The 18,768-nt window shown below is 62.5% G+C and carries 16 protein-coding genes; 1 reads left to right on the top strand and 15 read right to left on the bottom strand.

Annotated elements, in window-relative coordinates; translation table 11 throughout:
* Nucleotides 1-43: 43 nt before the first annotated feature.
* Nucleotides 44-1,939 (top strand): type II secretion system secretin GspD, encoded by a 1,896-nt coding sequence (gspD, locus tag H3H45_RS09250; RefSeq protein WP_328822326.1) that lies wholly within the window; start codon nt 44-46, stop codon nt 1,937-1,939.
* 51 nt (nt 1,940-1,990) lie between these two features.
* Here gspD and H3H45_RS09245 read toward each other — a convergent pair whose 3' ends face one another.
* From H3H45_RS09245 to leuC, 15 genes are all read right to left on the bottom strand, one after another.
* Complete coding sequence (locus H3H45_RS09245; RefSeq protein ID WP_182833445.1) at nt 1,991-2,236, bottom strand: GlsB/YeaQ/YmgE family stress response membrane protein; 246 nt, start codon at nt 2,234-2,236, stop codon at nt 1,991-1,993.
* A 91-nt stretch (nt 2,237-2,327) separates the two neighbouring features.
* Nucleotides 2,328-3,539, bottom strand: coding sequence for an O-succinylhomoserine sulfhydrylase (locus H3H45_RS09240; protein WP_182833444.1), 1,212 nt, complete (start codon nt 3,537-3,539; stop codon nt 2,328-2,330).
* Between the two features lie 16 nt (nt 3,540-3,555).
* Nucleotides 3,556-5,061, bottom strand: a complete 1,506-nt coding sequence (gene purF, locus H3H45_RS09235; protein WP_182833443.1) for an amidophosphoribosyltransferase — start codon at nt 5,059-5,061, stop codon at nt 3,556-3,558.
* A 35-nt stretch (nt 5,062-5,096) separates the two neighbouring features.
* Complete coding sequence (locus H3H45_RS09230; protein ID WP_182833442.1) at nt 5,097-5,660, bottom strand: CvpA family protein; 564 nt, start codon at nt 5,658-5,660, stop codon at nt 5,097-5,099.
* Between the two features lie 91 nt (nt 5,661-5,751).
* Nucleotides 5,752-6,318: an SPOR domain-containing protein gene (locus tag H3H45_RS09225; RefSeq protein WP_182833441.1), complete on the bottom strand. Its 567-nt coding sequence runs from the start codon at nt 6,316-6,318 to the stop codon at nt 5,752-5,754.
* The gene (folC, locus tag H3H45_RS09220) at nt 6,302-7,603 is read right to left on the bottom strand and encodes a bifunctional tetrahydrofolate synthase/dihydrofolate synthase (RefSeq protein WP_182833440.1); all 1,302 of its coding nucleotides are present in this window, start codon (nt 7,601-7,603) and stop codon (nt 6,302-6,304) included. Before folC ends, H3H45_RS09225 begins: the two co-directional genes overlap by 17 nt.
* Nucleotides 7,600-8,490 (bottom strand): acetyl-CoA carboxylase, carboxyltransferase subunit beta, encoded by an 891-nt coding sequence (gene accD, locus H3H45_RS09215; RefSeq protein WP_182833439.1) that lies wholly within the window; start codon nt 8,488-8,490, stop codon nt 7,600-7,602. The genes folC and accD overlap by 4 nt, the downstream gene beginning before the upstream one ends.
* Before the next feature lie 142 nt (nt 8,491-8,632).
* Complete coding sequence (locus tag H3H45_RS09210) at nt 8,633-9,253, bottom strand: phosphoribosylanthranilate isomerase (protein ID WP_182833438.1); 621 nt, start codon at nt 9,251-9,253, stop codon at nt 8,633-8,635.
* A 70-nt stretch (nt 9,254-9,323) separates the two neighbouring features.
* Entirely contained in the window at nt 9,324-10,190 is an 867-nt protein-coding gene (gene truA, locus H3H45_RS09205) for a tRNA pseudouridine(38-40) synthase TruA (protein WP_182833437.1), read from the bottom strand.
* A 3-nt stretch (nt 10,191-10,193) separates the two neighbouring features.
* Nucleotides 10,194-12,950: a FimV family protein gene (locus H3H45_RS09200; RefSeq protein WP_182833436.1), complete on the bottom strand. Its 2,757-nt coding sequence runs from the start codon at nt 12,948-12,950 to the stop codon at nt 10,194-10,196.
* A gap of 153 nt (nt 12,951-13,103) precedes the next feature.
* Entirely contained in the window at nt 13,104-14,114 is a 1,011-nt protein-coding gene (locus H3H45_RS09195) for an aspartate-semialdehyde dehydrogenase (protein WP_182833435.1), read from the bottom strand.
* Nucleotides 14,115-14,231: 117 nt separating this feature from the next.
* Nucleotides 14,232-15,344, bottom strand: coding sequence for an aspartate-semialdehyde dehydrogenase (gene asd / locus H3H45_RS09190; protein ID WP_173207785.1), 1,113 nt, complete (start codon nt 15,342-15,344; stop codon nt 14,232-14,234).
* A gap of 55 nt (nt 15,345-15,399) precedes the next feature.
* Nucleotides 15,400-16,482: a 3-isopropylmalate dehydrogenase gene (gene leuB / locus H3H45_RS09185; RefSeq protein ID WP_182833434.1), complete on the bottom strand. Its 1,083-nt coding sequence runs from the start codon at nt 16,480-16,482 to the stop codon at nt 15,400-15,402.
* 14 nt (nt 16,483-16,496) lie between these two features.
* Nucleotides 16,497-17,144: a 3-isopropylmalate dehydratase small subunit gene (leuD, locus tag H3H45_RS09180; protein WP_182833433.1), complete on the bottom strand. Its 648-nt coding sequence runs from the start codon at nt 17,142-17,144 to the stop codon at nt 16,497-16,499.
* Between the two features lie 11 nt (nt 17,145-17,155).
* Complete coding sequence (gene leuC / locus H3H45_RS09175) at nt 17,156-18,583, bottom strand: 3-isopropylmalate dehydratase large subunit (protein ID WP_182833432.1); 1,428 nt, start codon at nt 18,581-18,583, stop codon at nt 17,156-17,158.
* Between the last annotated feature and the right edge of the window lie 185 nt (nt 18,584-18,768).

Below are 18,768 nucleotides of genomic sequence, written 5' to 3'. Positions count from 1 at the left end.
ATCCGCATCGCCGAAACACCTGCCTCTCGCCCTGCTCCTGGCCATGAGCTGCCTGGGCAATCCGCTGCCTGTCGCCCTGGCCAACCAGCCCGCCGGCATCACCAGCGAACAGGGTGAAACCTGGACCATCAACATGAAGGATGCGGATATCCGCGACTTCATCGAACAGGTGTCCAGCATCAGTGGCCAGACCTTCGTCGTCGACCCTCGCGTCAAGGGTCAGGTGACCGTGGTATCGCAGGCCCCGCTGGGCCTCAGCGAGGTCTACCAGCTGTTCCTTTCGGTGATGAGCACCCATGGTTTCTCGGTGGTCGCCCAGGGTGATCAGGCGCGTATCGTGCCGAATACCGAAGCCCGCGCCGATGGCTCCCTGGAGGGCAGCGCCGCTAACACCCTGGAAACTCGGGTGATCCAGGTGCAGCAGAACGCGGTTAATGAACTGATCCCGCTGATTCGCCCACTGGTCCCGCAGTATGGCCATCTGGCTGCTGTGGCCTCGGCCAATGCGCTGATCATCAGTGACCGGCCGGCCAACATCACCCGCATCGAGCAGGTGGTGCGCCAGCTGGACCAGGCCAATCAGCAAGACTACACGGTCTATGACATGCGCCACGCCTGGGTCATGGATGCCGCCGAGGTACTCAACAGCACCCTCAACCGCGGCCAGGCCAAAGGCACCGGCGGTGCCACCCAGGTGGTCGCCGACAGCCGCACCAATCGCCTGATCCTGCTCGGCCCACCGGAAGCCCGAGCGAAGATGCTGGCCCTGGCCAAGTCCATCGACACGCCCTCCTCGCGCTCGGCCAATACCCGCGTGATCCGCCTGCGCCACAACGATGCCAAGAGCATGGCGGAAACCCTCGGCGAGATCGGGGAAAGCCTGAAAACCGGCGAAGCGGGCGGCGAAGCAGCCGGCGGCAAGCCGAAGCAGATGCTGATCCGCGCGGACGAGAGTCTCAACGCCCTGGTAATCCTTGCCGACCCGGATACCGTCACCATGCTTGAGGACATCGTCCGTCAACTGGATGTGCCGCGCGCCCAGGTGCTGGTCGAGGCCGCCATCGTGGAGATTTCCGGGGATATCCGTGATGCCTTGGGCGTGCAGTGGGCAGCACGTGGCGACAATGCCATCGGCGGGGTGAATTTCAACAACACCGGCTTTTCGATCGGCACCTTTCTCGGCGCACTGCAAGACCAGAAGATCCCCTCGCCGTTGCCCAGTGGTGCGATCATCGGCATCGGTAACAGCGACTTCGGCGCGCTGATCACCGCACTGTCGTCCAACAGCAAGAGCAACCTGCTGTCCACCCCGACGCTGCTGACCCTGGACAACCAGGAAGCGGAAATCCTGGTCGGCCAGAACGTGCCGTTCCAGACCGGGTCCTACACCACCTCAACCGACGGCGCGAGCAACCCCTTCACCACCATCGAGCGCCAGGACATCGGCGTAACGCTCAAGGTGACCCCGCACATCAACGAAGGTGCCACCCTGCGCCTGGAGATCGAACAGGAAATTTCCTCGCTGGTGCCGGCCCCGGCCAACGTCAACGTGTCCGATGTGATCACCAACAAGCGCTCGATCAAGAGCACTATCCTCGCCAGCGACGGCCAGGTCATCGTGCTCGGCGGGCTGATCCAGGACGACGTCACCCGCAGCGACTCCAAGGTGCCGATCCTTGGCGACATTCCGCTGTTGGGGCGCCTGTTCCGCTCCACCGAAGACACTCACGTCAAACGCAACCTGATGGTCTTCCTGCGCCCGGCAGTGGTCCGTGATGCCAACGGTCTGGCCAGTCTGAGCAACAAGAAATACAGCGATATCCGTGTGCTCAGCCAGCCTATCGGCGGTGAGCAGAGCCTGCTGCCAAGCGACCCGCAGCGTCTGTTCGATCGCCAGGACAGCTACGAGTCGACCATCGACCTGCGCCCACAACAGTAAGCGTCTAGCAAGGCCCTGCTCTGCCCCTTTAGCCGGGCAGAGCAAGGCTGATCAGGCTTTCTTGATCAGGCCGACGATAAACAGCAGCACCAGAGCGCCGATCACCGCCGTCACCAGCGAACCGATCAGGCCGCCGCCCGCCGACACACCCAGATAGCTGAACAGGTGGCCGCCGATCACCGCGCCGACTATGCCGACCACCAGGTTGCCGATCAGGCCGAAGCCACCACCACGCAGCAACTTGCCAGCGATCCAGCCGGCAATGGCGCCGATCAACAGAAAAAGTATGAGACTCATGGGTGCTCCTAGTCGGGGTTACTCATCCCAAGACTAGACCACGACAGGCAGGAGGCATTCCCGGCGGCGTGCCCGCCGGGAACAATGGCTCTTAGATTGCAGCGAGGCCGCGAGCCAGATCAGCTTTGAGATCGGCAATATCTTCGAGGCCCACGGCGACCCGGACCAGGTTATCGCGGATCCCGGCATTGGCTCGCTCCTGAGGTGACAGGCGGCCGTGGGAGGTGGTCGCCGGGTGAGCGATGGTGGTCTTGGTGTCACCGAGGTTGGTAGTGATCGAAATGACTTTCGTCGCGTCGATAAAGCGCCATGCCGCGTCCTTGCCACCCCTCACCTCGAAGCTGACTACCGCACCGAAACCACTCTGCTGCCGTTTGGCCAGTTCGTGTTGCGGATGGCTGGGCAGGCCGGAGTAGTAGACATGCTCGATGCCCGGCTGCTGCTCCAGCCATTCGGCCAGGTGCTGGGCGCTGGCACAGTGGGCCTGCATGCGCACGCGCAGGGTTTCCAGGCCCTTGAGGAACAGCCAGGCATTGAACGGGCTGAGGGTCGGCCCGGCAGTGCGCAGGAAACCAACCACACCTTCCATCTGCGCCTTGCGTCCCGCCACTACACCGCCGAGAGCACGGCCCTGGCCATCGATGTACTTGGTCGCCGAGTGCATGACAATGTCCGCACCCAGCTTCAGCGGCTGCTGCAGAGCCGGAGTGCAGAAGCAGTTGTCGACCACCAGCAACGCACCATGGGCATGGCTGATTTCCGCCAGCGCGGCGATATCCACCAGTTCGGCCAGCGGGTTGGACGGTGACTCGACGAACAGCAGCCTGGTATTGGCCTTGAATGCTCCTTCCCAGCCGGCCAGATCGGCCAGCGGCGGGTAATCAACCTCGATCCCGAAGCGCTTGAGGTACTTCTCGAACAGGCTGATGGTCGAGCCGAATACGCTGCGCGACACCAGCACATGATCGCCGGCGCTGCACAGGCTCATGACGATGGCCAGGATCGCCGACATGCCCGACGAGGTAGCTACCGCCTGCTCGGCACCTTCCAGAGCAGCCATGCGCTCCTCGAAGGCACGCACGGTCGGGTTGGTGTAGCGCGAGTAGACGTTGCCCGGCACTTCACCGGCGAAGCGCGCGGCAGCATCGGCAGCAGTGCGGAACACGTAGCTGGAGGTGAGGAACAGTGCTTCGCCATGCTCGCCTTCCGGCGTGCGGTGCTGCCCGGCGCGCACGGCCAGGGTGTCGAAGCCAACGCCGTCGAGGTCGCTGTCCAGCCGTCCTGCATCCCAATCCTGGCTCATCGGCGGCTCCTCGCTATCAGTCGTTGTGCAGATCGATGATGGCGCTGACCGCTTCGGCCGTGGCCTTGCTGGCATCGTTACGCGCCTGTTCGATCTTGTTCAGGTAGACCTCGTTGACGTCACCGGTGACGTACTGGCCATCGAACACTGCGCAGTCGAAATGCTCGATCTTGACCTTGCCGCCACCGACCGCGTCGATCAGGTCCGGCAGGTCTTGGTAGATCAGCCAGTCGGCACCGATCAGCTCGGCCACCTGCTCGGTGCTGCGACCGTGGGCGATCAGCTCGTGCGGGCTGGGCATGTCGATACCGTACACGTTCGGATAACGCACGGCCGGTGCAGCGGAGCAGAAATACACATTCTTCGCCCCGGCTTCGCGGGCCATCTGGATGATCTGCTTGCAGGTGGTGCCGCGTACGATGGAGTCGTCCACCAGCATCACATTCTTGCCGCGGAACTCCAGCTCGATGGCGTTGAGCTTCTGGCGTACCGATTTCTTGCGCGCCGCCTGGCCGGGCATGATGAAGGTACGACCGATGTAGCGGTTCTTGACGAAGCCTTCGCGAAACTTCACACCCAGGTGGTTGGCCAGCTCCAGCGCCGAGGTGCGGCTGGTGTCCGGAATCGGGATGACCACGTCGATATCGTGATCCGGGCGCTCGCGCAGGATCTTTTCGGCCAGCTTCTCGCCCATGCGCAGACGCGCCTTATACACCGACACGCCGTCCATCAGCGAGTCAGGGCGGGCCAGGTAAACGTGTTCGAAGATACACGGCGACAGTTGCGGGTTAGCCGCGCACTGGCGGGTATGCAGGTTGCCGTCTTCGGTGATGTACACCGCTTCGCCCGGCGCCAGATCGCGGATCAAGGTGAAGCCGAGCACGTCGAGGGCGACGCTTTCGGAGGCGATCATGTACTCCACACCTTCGTCGGTGTGGCGATGGCCAAAGACGATCGGACGGATCGCATAGGGGTCGCGGAAGCCGACCACACCGTAGCCGGTGATCATCGCCACCACCGCGTAACCGCCCTTGCAACGCGCATGCACACCGGCAACGGCGGCAAACACGTCTTCCTCGGTCGGCTGCAGCTTGCCGCGCACCGCCAGCTCATGAGCGAACACGTTGAGCAGCACTTCCGAGTCGGAGTTGGTGTTGACGTGGCGCAGGTCGGATTCGTAGATCTCGCGCGACAACTGCTCGACGTTGGTCAGGTTGCCGTTGTGCGCCAGGGTGATGCCGTAGGGCGAGTTGACGTAGAACGGCTGCGCCTCGGCCGAACTGGAGCTGCCGGCCGTCGGGTAGCGCACATGGCCGATGCCAACCTGGCCGACCAGGCGTTGCATGTGGCGCTGCTGGAACACGTCCCGTACCAGGCCGTTGTCCTTGCGCAGAAACAACCGGCCGCCATGGCTGGTCACGATACCGGCAGCGTCCTGGCCGCGATGTTGGAGGACGGTCAGCGCGTCATACAGCGACTGGTTGACGTTGGACTTACCGACAATACCGACAATGCCACACATGTGACGCAACCCCTACGTTGTGAATCAGGCTAGATCTACAGGCTTTCAGGCAGTTTAGGCTGCGAAAAAGCCTCTTTGAACGGCAGATCGGCCGGCGCGCTGATACCGCTCGCCAACCACTGACTGGACAGACTGAGAATCAGGTTCTTCGACCAGTCCGCCACCATCAGAAAATGTGGCAGCAGACTCGACTGCTGCCACCATTTGTCCTGTTGCACCGGCGCCAGGCTGACCAGCCCGACCAGCACCACTACCAGCAAGGCACCACGCGCTGCGCCGAAGACCATGCCGAGAAAACGATCGGTGCCCGACAGACCGGTCACCCGGATCAGTTCACCAATAAGGAAATTGACCAGCGCACCGACCAGCAGAGTGGCGATGAACAAAATGGCGCAAGCGGCGATGACGCGCATCGACGGGGTTTCGATAAATTCAGTGAGGTGCTGTGACAGGGCGCCGCCGAACATCCAGGCCACAACGCCTGCGATGATCCAGGTCAGCAGCGACAGCGCTTCTTTGAAGAAGCCGCGTTTCAGGCTGATCAGACTGGAAATGGCGATGACGGCGATAATCGCCCAATCGACCCAAGTGAATGCCACGATGCTGCCTACAGACGGGAAAGGCGGCGGATTTTAACAGAGCCAGCCCCGCCGGGTAAGCCGGGGCTGCTATATGGTCGCGATAGAGAAGTTAGCCATTTTCCGGCTGGAAGCGCACCACGAAGCCATTGAGCTTCTGCTGGCGATTCAACTGGTCACGCAGGCGATCGGCCTCGGCGCGCTCGACCAGGGGGCCGACGAACACCCGATTCATGCCTTCGAAGGTGCGCACATAGGCGTTGTAGCCCTGGCTGCGCAGTTTTTTCTGCAGCTCTTCGGCACCACTGCGGCTGGACAGGCTGGCCAGTTGCACCGACCAACTGACTGGCAGGCTGCTGGCATCCAGACGCTCGGGCTTGCTCGGTTCGACTGCCGCTGGAGTAGCCGCAGCTGGCTCAGTCGGCGCCTCGGCAACTTCCGGAACCTCCAGCGGCTCAACCGGCGGTACCTGCTCGGGGGCGATTGGTTGGGGCACCTCGACCGGATCCAGGGCAACCTCGGGCATGGCAGGCGCCTGCGGCATGGCAGGCGCATCGACTACCACCTGGCGCAACTCATCCTCACGGGAAAACAGCATCGGCAGAAAGATCACCGCCAGCGCAACCAGCACCAAGGCGCCGACGATCCGCTGCTTCAACCCTTTATCCAGCACTGCCATTCCCCGCCTCCGCCTGTTGCCCCAGCCATTCCAGAGCCTCGGCCACACAATAGAAAGAACCGAACACGAGGATTTCATCCTCGGCGGTCGCCTGTCGACATTGTGTCAACAATGCCTCGGCAACGCTGTCACAGGCAAGCACGTTGGCGCCGAGATTGCGCAAAGTCGCCTGCAGTTCACCGACGGGACGGCTACGCGGACTCGGCAAGGGCGCCACCGCCCAGCCCTGCACTTCGCCCAGCAGGGGCGTCAGCACACCCGCCAGATCCTTGTCCTGCAACAGACCGAAAACCGCCAGTCGCCGCCCCACAGGTGGCCTTGCCGCCAAGCGGGTAGCCAGATAATCAGCCGCATGCGGGTTATGCCCGACATCCAGCAGCAACTGCAGGGTCTTGCCCTGCCACTGCAGCTGGCGGCGATCCAAACGCCCGGTCACTCGCGTAGCCAGCAGGGCCGCCTGAATCGCACTCGCCTGCCAGGGCAGATCCAGCAAGGCGTAGGCCTGCAGAGCCAGGGCAGCATTTTCCATGGGCAGATCGAGCAATGGCAGATCGTGCAACTCCAGCACGCTACCGGCGGCATTCAGCCCCCACCAGTGCCAGTTCTGCTCGGTAACAGCGAGGTCATAGTCGCGACCGCGCAGGAAGAACGGGCAATCGAGCCTGGCCACCTGATCCAGCAGCGGCTGCGGCGGATCGAGATCGCCACACAGAGCCGGACGGCCCTGGCGGAAGATACCCGCCTTTTCGAAGGCCACCGACTCGCGACTGTCGCCCAGCCAGTCGGCATGATCGATACCGATGCTGGTCACCAGCGCAATATCCGCATTGATCAGGTTGACCGCATCCAGGCGCCCGCCCAGGCCGACTTCCAGCACTACGGCATCGAGGCCGGCGCGCTCGAACAGCCAGAAGGCTGCCAGGGTGCCCATCTCGAAGTAGGTCAGGGAGATTTCGCCACGCGCCGCCTCTACTGCGGCAAAAGCAGTGCACAGGGACGCATCGTCGGCCTGCACATCATTGATCAGCACGCGCTCGTTGTAGCGCAGCAGGTGGGGCGAACTGTAGACCCCGACCTTGAGCCCCTGTCCGCGCAGCAGCGCAGCCAGGAAGGCGCAGGTGGAACCCTTGCCATTGGTGCCGGTGACCGTAATCACCCGCGGCGCGGGCTTACCCAGGCCGAGCCATTCGGCGACCTGGCGGCTGCGCTCCAGGCCCATGTCGATGGCACTGGGGTGCAGCTGCTCCAGATAGGCGAGCCAGTCGGCGAGGGTACGTGCAGTCATGCCGTGGCCGGAACCTGGCTCAGGGCAGGTGCCGGCAGGTGCTGCAGCTGCGCCAGCAGGCGAGCCAGGCGCGGACGCAGCTCCTGACGATGAATGATCATGTCGATGGCGCCATGCTCAAGCAGAAACTCGCTGCGCTGGAAGCCTTCCGGCAGCTTCTCGCGCACGGTCTGCTCGATCACTCGCGGGCCGGCGAAGCCGATCAGCGCGCGCGGCTCGGCGACAATCACGTCACCGAGCATGGCCAGGCTGGCGGAAACGCCACCGTAGACAGGGTCAGTCAGGACGGAAATGAAGGGAATGCCCTCTTCGCGCAGACGCGCCAGCACGGCGGAAGTCTTGGCCATCTGCATCAGGGAGATCAGCGCTTCCTGCATGCGCGCACCACCGGAAGCGGCGAAGCACACCAGCGGGCAGCGTTTTTCCAGGGCCACGTTGGCGGCACGCACGAAGCGCTCACCGACGATGGCACCCATGGAGCCGCCCATGAAACTGAACTCGAAGGCGCAGGTGACGATCGGCATGCCCAGCAGGGTACCGCTCATGGAGATCAGCGCATCCTTCTCGCCGGTATCCTTCTGCGCGGCGGCCAGGCGATCCTTGTACTTCTTGCTGTCACGGAATTTCAGGCGATCCACCGGCTCCAGCTCGGCGCCGATTTCCTCGCGCCCTTCCGGGTCGAGGAAGATGTCCAGGCGGCTACGCGCATCGATGCGCATGTGGTGGTTGCATTTGGGGCAGACGTCTTCGGTCTTTTCCAGCTCGGGGCGATACAGGACGGCATCACAGGACGGGCACTTGTGCCACAGTCCTTCCGGCACCGAGCTCTTCTTGACCTCGGAACGCATGATCGAAGGGATCAGCTTTTCTCTCAACCAGTTGCTCATGCTCACTCTCCGTAGCTGACCCGGTGCGACGCTATGGCGCTCCGGCAAACTCATATTCACGGTCCATGCAGCTCAGCCAAACTGGCCTGCCTGGACGACTCAAAGACTGCTTATGGACGGCAGGCAGCGCCAGCCCGTCACATCAAGCGCCGCGTGCCGCACGAATAAAAGCCCGAACCTTGTCGGCATCCTTGATGCCCTTCGCCGACTCCACACCACCACTGATATCCACCGCGTAGGGACGTACCTGAGCGATGGCTGCCGCGACGTTATCCGGGGTCAACCCACCGGCCAGAATCACTGGCTTAGGCAGCTCGGCCGGCACCAGCGACCAGTCGAAGGCCAGACCGGTACCACCGGGGACACCTTCGACGAAGGTGTCCAATAGAACGCCAGAAGTACTGGGGTAGCGTGCCATCTGCGCCGCAATATCATCGCCAGCCTTGACCCGCAGCGCCTTGATATAGGGACGACCGTAACCCTCGCACTGCTCGACCGACTCATCACCATGGAACTGCAAGAGATCCAGTGGCACCTGGGCCAGGATTTGCTGCAACTCGGCCCGCGGCATATCCACGAACAAGCCAACCGTGGTCACGAACGGCGGCAGGGCCGCAATGATCTGTTGCGCCTGCGCCACACTGACCGCGCGTGGACTTTTGGCGTAGAACACCAGGCCTATGGCATCGGCACCCGCAGCAGCGGCTGCAAGTGCGTCCTCGACACGGGTAATACCACAAATCTTGCTGCGAACGGCTGACAAGTACTGGCACCTTGTAGGCAAAAAACGATGATAGCAAAGCTGCCGGGTATTTTTCGCAGCTGATAGCGACCTAGCGCCCCGCCATCACATCCGGCAACCCGGAAAGAAAATGCGGCCCCAGGTAACGCTGCGGCAATTCGAACTCTGCCGGATATTCGACCTGCACCAGGTACAGGCCGTAGGGATGTGCAGTGACCCCACCGGTACGCCGCACACGGCTTTCCAGCACCTCCTCCACCCACTCCACCGGCCGCTCGCCGGCACCGATGGTCATCAGCACGCCAGCGAAGTTACGCACCATGTGATGCAGGAAGGCATTGGCACGAATATCCAACACGATGAAACGCCCGTGCTCGAGCAGTTCCAGATGGTGCACGGTCTTGATCGGCGACTTGGCCTGACACTGTCGCGCACGGAAAGCGCTGAAGTCATGGGTACCCACCAGATAGCGAGCCGCCGCACGCATGCGCTCGATATCCAGCGGCCGGTGATTCCAGGTGACCTCTTCAGCCATATGCGCCGGACGGATCTGATCGTTGTAGATCACGTAGCGATAGCGCCGGGCCATGGCACTGAAGCGCGCATCGAACTCCCGCGGCATGGCCTTGGCCCAGGTAACGCTGATATCGGCCGGCAGGTTGAGGTTGGCCCCCATCGTCCAGGAGTGCATGGTGCGCTCGACACTGGTATCGAAGTGCACCACCTGGCCACTGGCATGCACCAGCGCGTCGGTACGCCCGGCGCAGCTCAAGGTGACCGGCGCGCCACCGGCGACCTTGGACAGCGCCTTTTCCAGGCTCTCCTGAATAGACGGAACGCCAGCCCGCTGACGCTGGAAGCCACGATATCGCGAGCCCCGGTATTCGACGCCCAGGGCAATCCTGGAAACGCCAACGGCAGCCGATTCGGCTGCCGTTGATGGTATTGCTTCAGACATTTATCAAACCAGTTTGCTGATCAGCTCACGCGCTTCCTGCTGCTGACCTTCGTTACCTTCGGCGACTACTTCGTCGAGGATATCGCGAGCACCTTCGGCGTCGCCCATGTCGATGTAGGCACGCGCCAGATCCAGCTTGGTCGCGGTTTCATCGGTCCCCGAAAGGAAGTCAAAGTCGTCGTCCATATCCAATCCTGTTGCAGCCGACTCCGGGGCCGCAGCCATCGGCAGTTCGTCAGCCAGCAGAGGCTCGTCCAGACCGCCACTCAGTTGCTCCAGTTCGGCACTCACCTCATCCAGCTGAGCCGCGAAACTGTCGGCAGCCGGGGCAGTGGCAACCGGCTCATCGGCCAGGGACAGGTCGAAGTCGGCCGACATATCCAGCTCGGCTTCTGCCGGAGCAGAACTCAACGACACCGCTGGCTCATCTTCCAGGCTGAGCATGAAATCATCTTCGGCCAGCTCGGCAGGCTTGCTGTCGGCCTCCAGATCCAGGCTGAAATCCGCCAGATCATCGCCCAGCTCCAGAGCATCGGCAGTGTTGTCTGCACCCAGGTCCAGATCGAAATCGAGATCGGCGGCCGCACTGGTTTCAGTGGCTGGCAGATCAAGACTCAGCTCATCCAGATCGGACGCGCTCGACTTGGCAGCTTCCTGCAGATCGCTATCCAGGTCATCCAGGCTCAGATCGAAAGCATCATCCAGATCGGCGCCCTTGGACGGAGCAGCAGGCTCATCCAGGGTCAGGTCATCGAGGCTGAAAGAGTCCAGATCGTCCAACGCAGCCATACCGGCGGCAGCACCGACCACCATGGCCGGGTATTTGGCCTTGAGCTGATCAACAGCGGCAGCTCCACCGCCGATTTCACGCAGCTCCTGCTCCTGACGGGCAAAGCCATCACGATCACCCAGCTCGGCATAGACTTCCATCAGTTTCAGACGCAGATCGCTACGCTGCGGCTCATCATTGATGGCGTTCTGCAGCAGCTCGGCTGCCTGGCTGAATTTGCCGTAAGCAATATAGATATCCGCCTCGCCCAAGGCATCGGCAGTCTGCGGAGCAACACGCTCCTGCTCGCGCACTTCGGTATCCGAGGAAGCGCTATCCAGACCGGCAAAGCTGTCTTCCGGCATATCCAGATCAGCCTCGAAAGGGCTAGCGGAGACATCATCGCTGGCCAGGCTCTCTTGCAGCTCGGCCTCTTTCATCGCGTTGCGACGCGAAACCACCATCAGGCCAACCAGCAAGGCCAACAGGGCACCACCGCCTAACGCACCCAGCAGCATCGGGTTTGCCATCAGGTCATCGATGAAACTGGTCGGCGCAGGTTCCTGCACGACTACGGGCTTCTTGACCGGCGGCTGCTCGGGCTTTACGACTTCTGCCGGCTTGGCCGGGGCCACAGCAACCGGCTTGACCGGCTCTACCTTGGGCGCCGGCTCTTCGCTGTAGTTGTAATCAGGCACCGCAGGCTTGGGCGTCTCGACCTTGGGCTCGGTAACAGGAGCTTTGGCTTCAACCGGTTTGCTTTCGACTGGGGTCTTCGCCTCCACCGGAACCGGCGGCGCCACCGGAGTAGTGGCAGCAGGAACGACCTTGCTCTGATTGGCCAGGTCACCCTGCAACTTGGCCAGCTGATTGTCTTTCAACTCGATCAGCTTCTGCAGCTTGTCCAACTGGCCCTGCAGATCACCCATGCGATCCTTCAGCTCTTCGTTCTCACGACGCGTGGAGTCCAGGCTCTCTTTGGTCACGGCCAACTGATCATTCAGTGCCTTGCTGTCGCCGGCGCCTTTCTCGCTACCGCCAGCAGACTTGCCGCTTTCGGCAGCAACCAGTTTCAGGCTGTCCTTGCTCTCGGCCTTGGCCGGGGCAGCACCCGCTTCGGAGCGCTTGGTCGCATCCAGCTGGCGTGTACCGGTGGCCGACAGACTGCGACCTTCACGCCATGCCGTGTTCTGCTCGGTAACCTGGGCAATCGCTTCCGCCTGGCTACGACTCTTGACCTGCTGTTCGTCAGGAAGACGCAACACCTGGCCGCTTTTCAGCCGGTTGATATTGCCATCGACGAAGGCGCTCGGATTGAGCTCCTGGATCGCCAGCATGGCCTGATGTACGGAGCCGCTGTGGCGCGAACGCTGGGCAATTTCCCAGAGTGTGTCGTTGGAGGTGGTCTTGTACTGATCACCGGAAATCTGCGCGGCGGTGCTGGCAGCAGGCGTCGGCCGCGGTGCAGCCGGAGCTGCCGGTGCAACCGGACGCGGCGTCGGCGCGACGCTCTGCGGACGTGGTGCAGGGGCGGAAACAGGCGCAGATACAGGCAGGCGTGGCGCTGCGGCAACGACAGGCTGTGGCGAATACATGGGCGGATCAAGCAGCAGGGTGTACTCACGCAGCAGGCGGCCGTTGGGCCACAGCACTTCTACCAGGAAGTTCAGGTAGGGCTCGCGCACCGGCTTGCTGGAGGTGATGCGGATTACACTCTTGCCGTTGGGCTTGATCACCGGCGTGAACTTGAGGTCGGTCAGGAAGTACTGGCGATCGACGCCAGCCTTGTTGAACTCCTCGGGGGACGCCAGGGTCGGAATCACTTCGGTAGTGCCCAGATCGCGCACCTCGAGCAATTCGATTTCCGCCACCAACGGCTGGCTCAGCGAAGACTTGAGGGTAACTTCCCCCAGCCCAAGCGCATGCGCCGCACCGGAAGTCATCGCCGAAGCAGCCGCGATTGCCAGCACTAGTTTGCGAACCCGAACCATAGCGTAATCCCTTGTTTTATCTTTTTTTCTCGATAATCGAGAGGATTTTGAAGGTCACTGCCTGCACCCGCTTAAAGCGGTTCCCCGTCAGCGATCAGCCAAACCAGTATTGCCAAGCTAGAAAGATTCTTCAAATTTGGGGCTAAGTATCTTTTACAGATAGTGTTTTATCAACAACTCGGCTATTTGCACAGCATTTAGCGCTGAGCCTTTTCGTGCATTATCAGACGCAATCCACAAATTGAGTTCTGCCGGGTCATCCAGCCCCGCACGCAGACGCCCGACATAGACTTCATCCTGCCCCACCGCATCGCTGACCACGCTGGGATAATCGCCCGCCTCGACCAACTCGATACCCGCTTGTGCCTCCAGCCCCTGAGCAGCCCCGGCAACATCCACCGGCTGCGCGGCCTGCAGCGAAATCGCCAGGCTGTCCCCGAAGAAAACCGGCGCCTGCACGCAAGTTGCCGAGACTCGTAACGCCGGCAGCGCCAGCACCTGCTTCAACTCATCTGCCACACGCCGTTCGAGAACGGCATGGCCGCCCTCCTCCAGCCCCCCGACCCGAGCCAGCAGATTGAACGCGATCTGCTGATCGAACACCTTGGGCTCCAGCGGGCGCATGTTGAGCAGCTCGGTAGTCTGCTTCGCCAGCTCGGCAATCCCCCCCCGCCCTTGACTGGAGACCGCCAGCGCTGCAGTAAGCGTGACTTTCTGCAGGTCGAGTCGTGCCCGCAGCGGTGCCAGCACCAGCGCCAGCGCGGCCACCACCGGCACGGGACTGGCCAATAGATAAGGCGCTTTGAGCGTAGCCAACAATTCTGCGTTCGCTTCCGGCACCAAGCGCGGCGCCTGCTGCAGCGACAGCCCGGCGCTCAGGTCGATCACCGAACAGCCTGCTGCCTGAGCCTTGAGGGCCGACGCTCGACTGATCGCCTCACCGGCACAGAAGAAGGCCAGACGCACCTGGCTGAAGTCGAAATCCGCCAGCTCGCGCACGCGCAGGTTCTTGCCGCGAAACGGCACGGATTGCCCGGCAGACGCACTACCAGCCAGCAGATGCAGGGTACCGACAGGGAATTCACGCTCATCGAGCAGTTGCACGATGGTTTCACCCACCGTACCGGTGGCGCCGACTACCGCGATATCTAAGGACTGGGACATGGGTACCTTGCATAAGAGAGCTGAATGGGCGGCACTCTACCTGCCGCCCGAAAGGCTGACCACAGAAACAAAAAAGGCCGGTGATCACCGGCCCTTTTCTGCTTGCCTGCTGACGAATCAGCGCTCCAGAAGGATACGCAGCATGCGCCGCAGCGGCTCAGCCGCGCCCCACAGCAACTGGTCACCGACGGTGAAAGCACCAAGGTACTGGGTGCCCATGTTGAGCTTGCGCAGACGGCCGATCGGCACGCTCAGGGTACCGGTCACGGCAGTCGGGCCCAGATCGCGGATGCTCGCTTCGCGCTGATTCGGCACCAGCTTGACCCAGGGGTTGTGCTGGCTGATCAGGCCTTCGATGTCGGCCAGCGGCACATCCTTGTTCAGCTTGATGGTCAGCGCCTGGCTGTGGCAGCGCATGGCGCCGATGCGCACGCACAGGCCGTCAACCGGGATCGGGCTCTTGTTGCGACCGAGGATCTTGTTGGTCTCGGCCTGGCCCTTCCACTCTTCGCGGCTCTGCCCGTTCGGCAGTTCCTTGTCGATGTAGGGGATCAGGCTGCCGGCCAGCGGCATGCCAAAGTTATCCACCGGGAAGGCTTCACCGCGCATGGTTTCAGCGACCTTGCGGTCGATGTCGAGGATGGCGCTGGCCGGGTTGGCCAGATCATCCGCCACGGCACCATGGATGGCGCCCATCTGCTTGATCAGCTCGCGCATGTTCTGCGCACCGGCACCGGAAGCGGCTTGGTAGGTCATAGCGCTCATCCACTCGACCAGACCGGCTTCGTAGAGGCCGCCCAGGGCCATCAGCATCAGGCTGACGGTGCAGTTGCCGCCGATGTAGTTCTTCACACCGCCGTCCAGCGACTGGTCGATGACCTTGCGGTTGACCGGGTCCAGCACGATTACCGAGTCATCGGCCATGCGCAGGCTGGAGGCCGCGTCGATCCAGTAGCCGTTCCAGCCGGCTTCGCGCAGCTTGGGGAAGACTTCGCTGGTGTAGTCGCCGCCCTGGCAGGTCAGGATCACATCGAGGCCCTTGAGCTCGTCGATGTTGTAGGCATCCTTGAGCGGGGCGACGTCCTTGCCCACGGCCGGGCCCTGGCCGCCGACATTGGAGGTGGTGAAGAACACCGGCTCGATCAGGTCGAAGTCACGCTCTTCCAGCATGCGCTGCATGAGCACGGAACCGACCATACCGCGCCAACCGATCAGACCTACACGTTTCATAGCCACTACACCCTAAAGAAGAAGCAGGCCGCTGCCGCGCAGCGGGCCGCAGAGATTACAGATTACGCAGGGCTTCGACCACTGCATCACCCATGCCGGCCGTACCGACCTTGGTCATGCCAGCGGAAAAAATGTCACCGGTACGCAGGCCCTGATCCAGCACCTTGCTTACCGCCAGCTCGATGGCATCGGCGGCCGCACCCTGGTTGAAGCTGTAGCGCAGCATCATCGACACCGAGAGGATGGTCGCCAGCGGGTTGGCGATGCCCTGACCGGCAATATCCGGCGCCGAGCCATGGCACGGCTCGTACATGCCCTTGTTGTTGGCATCCAGCGAGGCGGACGGCAGCATGCCGATGGAACCGGTGAGCATGGAAGCCTCATCCGACAGGATGTCGCCGAACATATTGTCGGTAACCATCACGTCGAACTGCTTGGGCGCGCGCACCAGCTGCATGGCCGCGTTATCGACGTACATATGGCTGAGTTCGACGTCCGGGTAACCCTTGGCCACTTCCTCGACCACGGCGCGCCACAGCTGGCTGGACGCCAGCACGTTGGCCTTGTCCACCGAGCAGAGTTTCTTGCCGCGCACGCGGGCCATGTCGAAACCAACCTGGGCGATGCGACGGATCTCGCTCTCGCTGTACGGCAGGGTGTCGTAGGCCATGCGCTCGCCGTTTTCCAGCACCTTGCTTTCGCGCGGCTGGCCGAAGTAGATGCCGCCGGTCAGCTCACGAACGATAAGGATATCCAGGCCCGCGACCACTTCCGGCTTCAGCGACGAAGCGTCGGCCAGTTGCGGATAGAGAATGGCCGGTCGCAGGTTGGCGAACAGGCCCAGCTGCGAACGGATCTTCAGCAGACCGCGCTCGGGACGGATGGCCGGGTCGATCTTGTCCCACTTCGGCCCACCGACGGCGCCGAGCAGGATGGCATCGGCGGCGCGCGCACGCGCCAGGGTCTCGTCGGCCAGCGGCACACCGTATTTGTCCACGGCGGCGCCACCCAGCTCGTCGAAGCTCAGCTCGAAGCCCAGGCTGTACTTGTCATTGGCCAGCTGCAGCACCTTGACCGCCTCGGCCATGATTTCCGGGCCGATGCCGTCGCCAGGGAGAACCAGAATCTGCTTGCTCATGCTTAATTCCTAAATCACTTGATCGCGCCGAACAGCCAGGGGCTGCTCTGCTGGTGTTTGGCTTCGAAGGCCTTGATCGCCTCAGCGTCCTGCAGGGTCAAGCCAATATCGTCCAGGCCGTTGAGCAGGCAGTGCTTGCGGAAGGCGTCGACCTCGAAACGGTACTGCACGCCATCCGGACGGGTCACGGTCTGCGCCGCCAGGTCGACGGTCAGCTGGTAGCCCTCGGTGGCCTCGGCCTGCTGGAACAGCGCGTCGACCTCTTCATCCTTGAGGATGATCGGCAACAGGCCGTTCTTGAAGCTGTTGTTGAAGAAGATATCGGCGAAGCTCGGCGCGATGATGGTACGGAAACCGTACTCTTCCAGCGCCCACGGCGCGTGCTCGCGGCTCGAGCCACAGCCGAAGTTCTCGCGCGCCAGAAGTACGCTGGCGCCCTGGTAGCGCGGGAAGTTGAGTACGAAATCCTTATTGAGCGGGCGACCGGAGCTGTCCTGGTTAGGCTGACCGACATCCAGGTAGCGCCATTCGTCGAACAGGTTGGGGCCGAAGCCGGTGCGCTTGATCGACTTCAAGAACTGCTTGGGAATGATCTGATCGGTGTCGACGTTGGCGCGATCGAGCGGTGCGACGAGACCGGTGTGTTGGGTAAAGGCTTTCATGGTCGGTCTCCTCAGGCCTGCATCAGTTCGCGTACATCGATGAAACGACCAGTCACCGCAGCAGCGGCAGCCATTGCCGGGCTGACCAGGTGGGTACGCCCGCCGGCGCCCTGACGGCCTTCGAAGTTACGGTTGGAAGTGGACGCGCAATGCTCGCCGCTGCCCAGCTTGTCCGGGTTCATCGCCAGGCACATGGAGCAGCCCGGTTCACGCCATTCGAAACCGGCTTCGATGAAGATCTTGTCCAGGCCCTCGGCCTCAGCCTGCGCCTTGACCAGACCCGAGCCCGGTACCACCAGCGCCTGCTTGACGGTACTGGCGACCTTACGGCCCTTGGCCACTTCGGCGGCGGCGCGCAGGTCTTCGATCCGCGAGTTGGTGCAGGAACCGATGAACACGCGATCCAGCTGGATGTCGGTGATCGCCTGGTTGGCGGTCAGGCCCATGTATTTCAGGGCGCGCACGATCGAGTCGCGCTTGACCGGGTCGGCTTCGCCAGCCGGATCCGGCACACGCTGGTCGACGGCCAGGACCATTTCCGGCGAAGTGCCCCAGCTGACTTGCGGCTTGATGTCTTCGGCACGCAGCTCGACCACGGTGTCAAACACCGCATCGGCATCGGACACCAGATCAGCCCAGGCGGCCACGGCCTTGTCCCAGTCACTGCCTTTCGGCGCGAAAGGGCGGCCCTTGACGTATTCGACTGTCTTCTCGTCTACCGCCACCAGGCCGACGCGGGCACCGGCCTCGATGGACATGTTGCAGATGGTCATGCGCCCTTCCAGCGACAGCTCGCGAATCGCGCTGCCGGCGAACTCCAGGGCATGGCCGTTGCCGCCGGCGGTGCCGATCTTGCCAATGACAGCAAGAACTATGTCCTTGGCGGTGACGCCGGCCGGCAACTGGCCTTCGACGCGCACCTGCATGTTCTTCATCTTCTTGGCGACCAGGCACTGGGTGGCGAGCACATGCTCGACCTCGGAAGTACCGATGCCGTGGGCCAGGGCGCCGAAGGCACCATGGGTGGAGGTATGCGAGTCACCGCAGACCACGGTCATGCCTGGCAGGGTCGCGCCCTGCTCCGGGCCGACCACGTGGACGATGCCCTGACGGCTGTCGTTCATCTTGAATTCGAGGATGCCGAAGTCGTCGCAGTTCTCGTCGAGGGTCTGCACCTGGATGCGCGACACTTCGTCAGTGATCGACTCCAGACCGCCCTGGCGCTCGGCCTTGGTGGTCGGTACGTTGTGATCCGGGGTGGCGATGTTGGCATCGATGCGCCAGGGCTTGCGCGCCGCCAGACGCAGCCCTTCGAAGGCCTGCGGCGAGGTCACTTCGTGAAGGATCTGCCGGTCGATGTAGATCAGCGACGAACCATCGTCGCGGCGCTTCACCTCATGCATTTCCCAGAGCTTGTCGTAGAGCGTTTTGCCGGCCATCGGAACGATCCTCATCAGCGGTTTGTGGGGCGCAGGGTCTATGGCCCTTTTACCTATGTGGCGATCCTAGGGGCTGGCATCAAATAACTCCAATTCATATTTTTTATTCAAAGCATTCCCAGGCGGAATACAGCAGCGCTAAGCTGCACGCCTGACATTGCCAGCAGATGCTCACCATCTCTTTA

This window comes from Aquipseudomonas guryensis (assembly GCF_014164785.1).
Taxonomy (GTDB): domain Bacteria; phylum Pseudomonadota; class Gammaproteobacteria; order Pseudomonadales; family Pseudomonadaceae; genus Aquipseudomonas; species Aquipseudomonas guryensis.
This window is presented reverse-complemented; position numbering and strand designations above follow the sequence as displayed.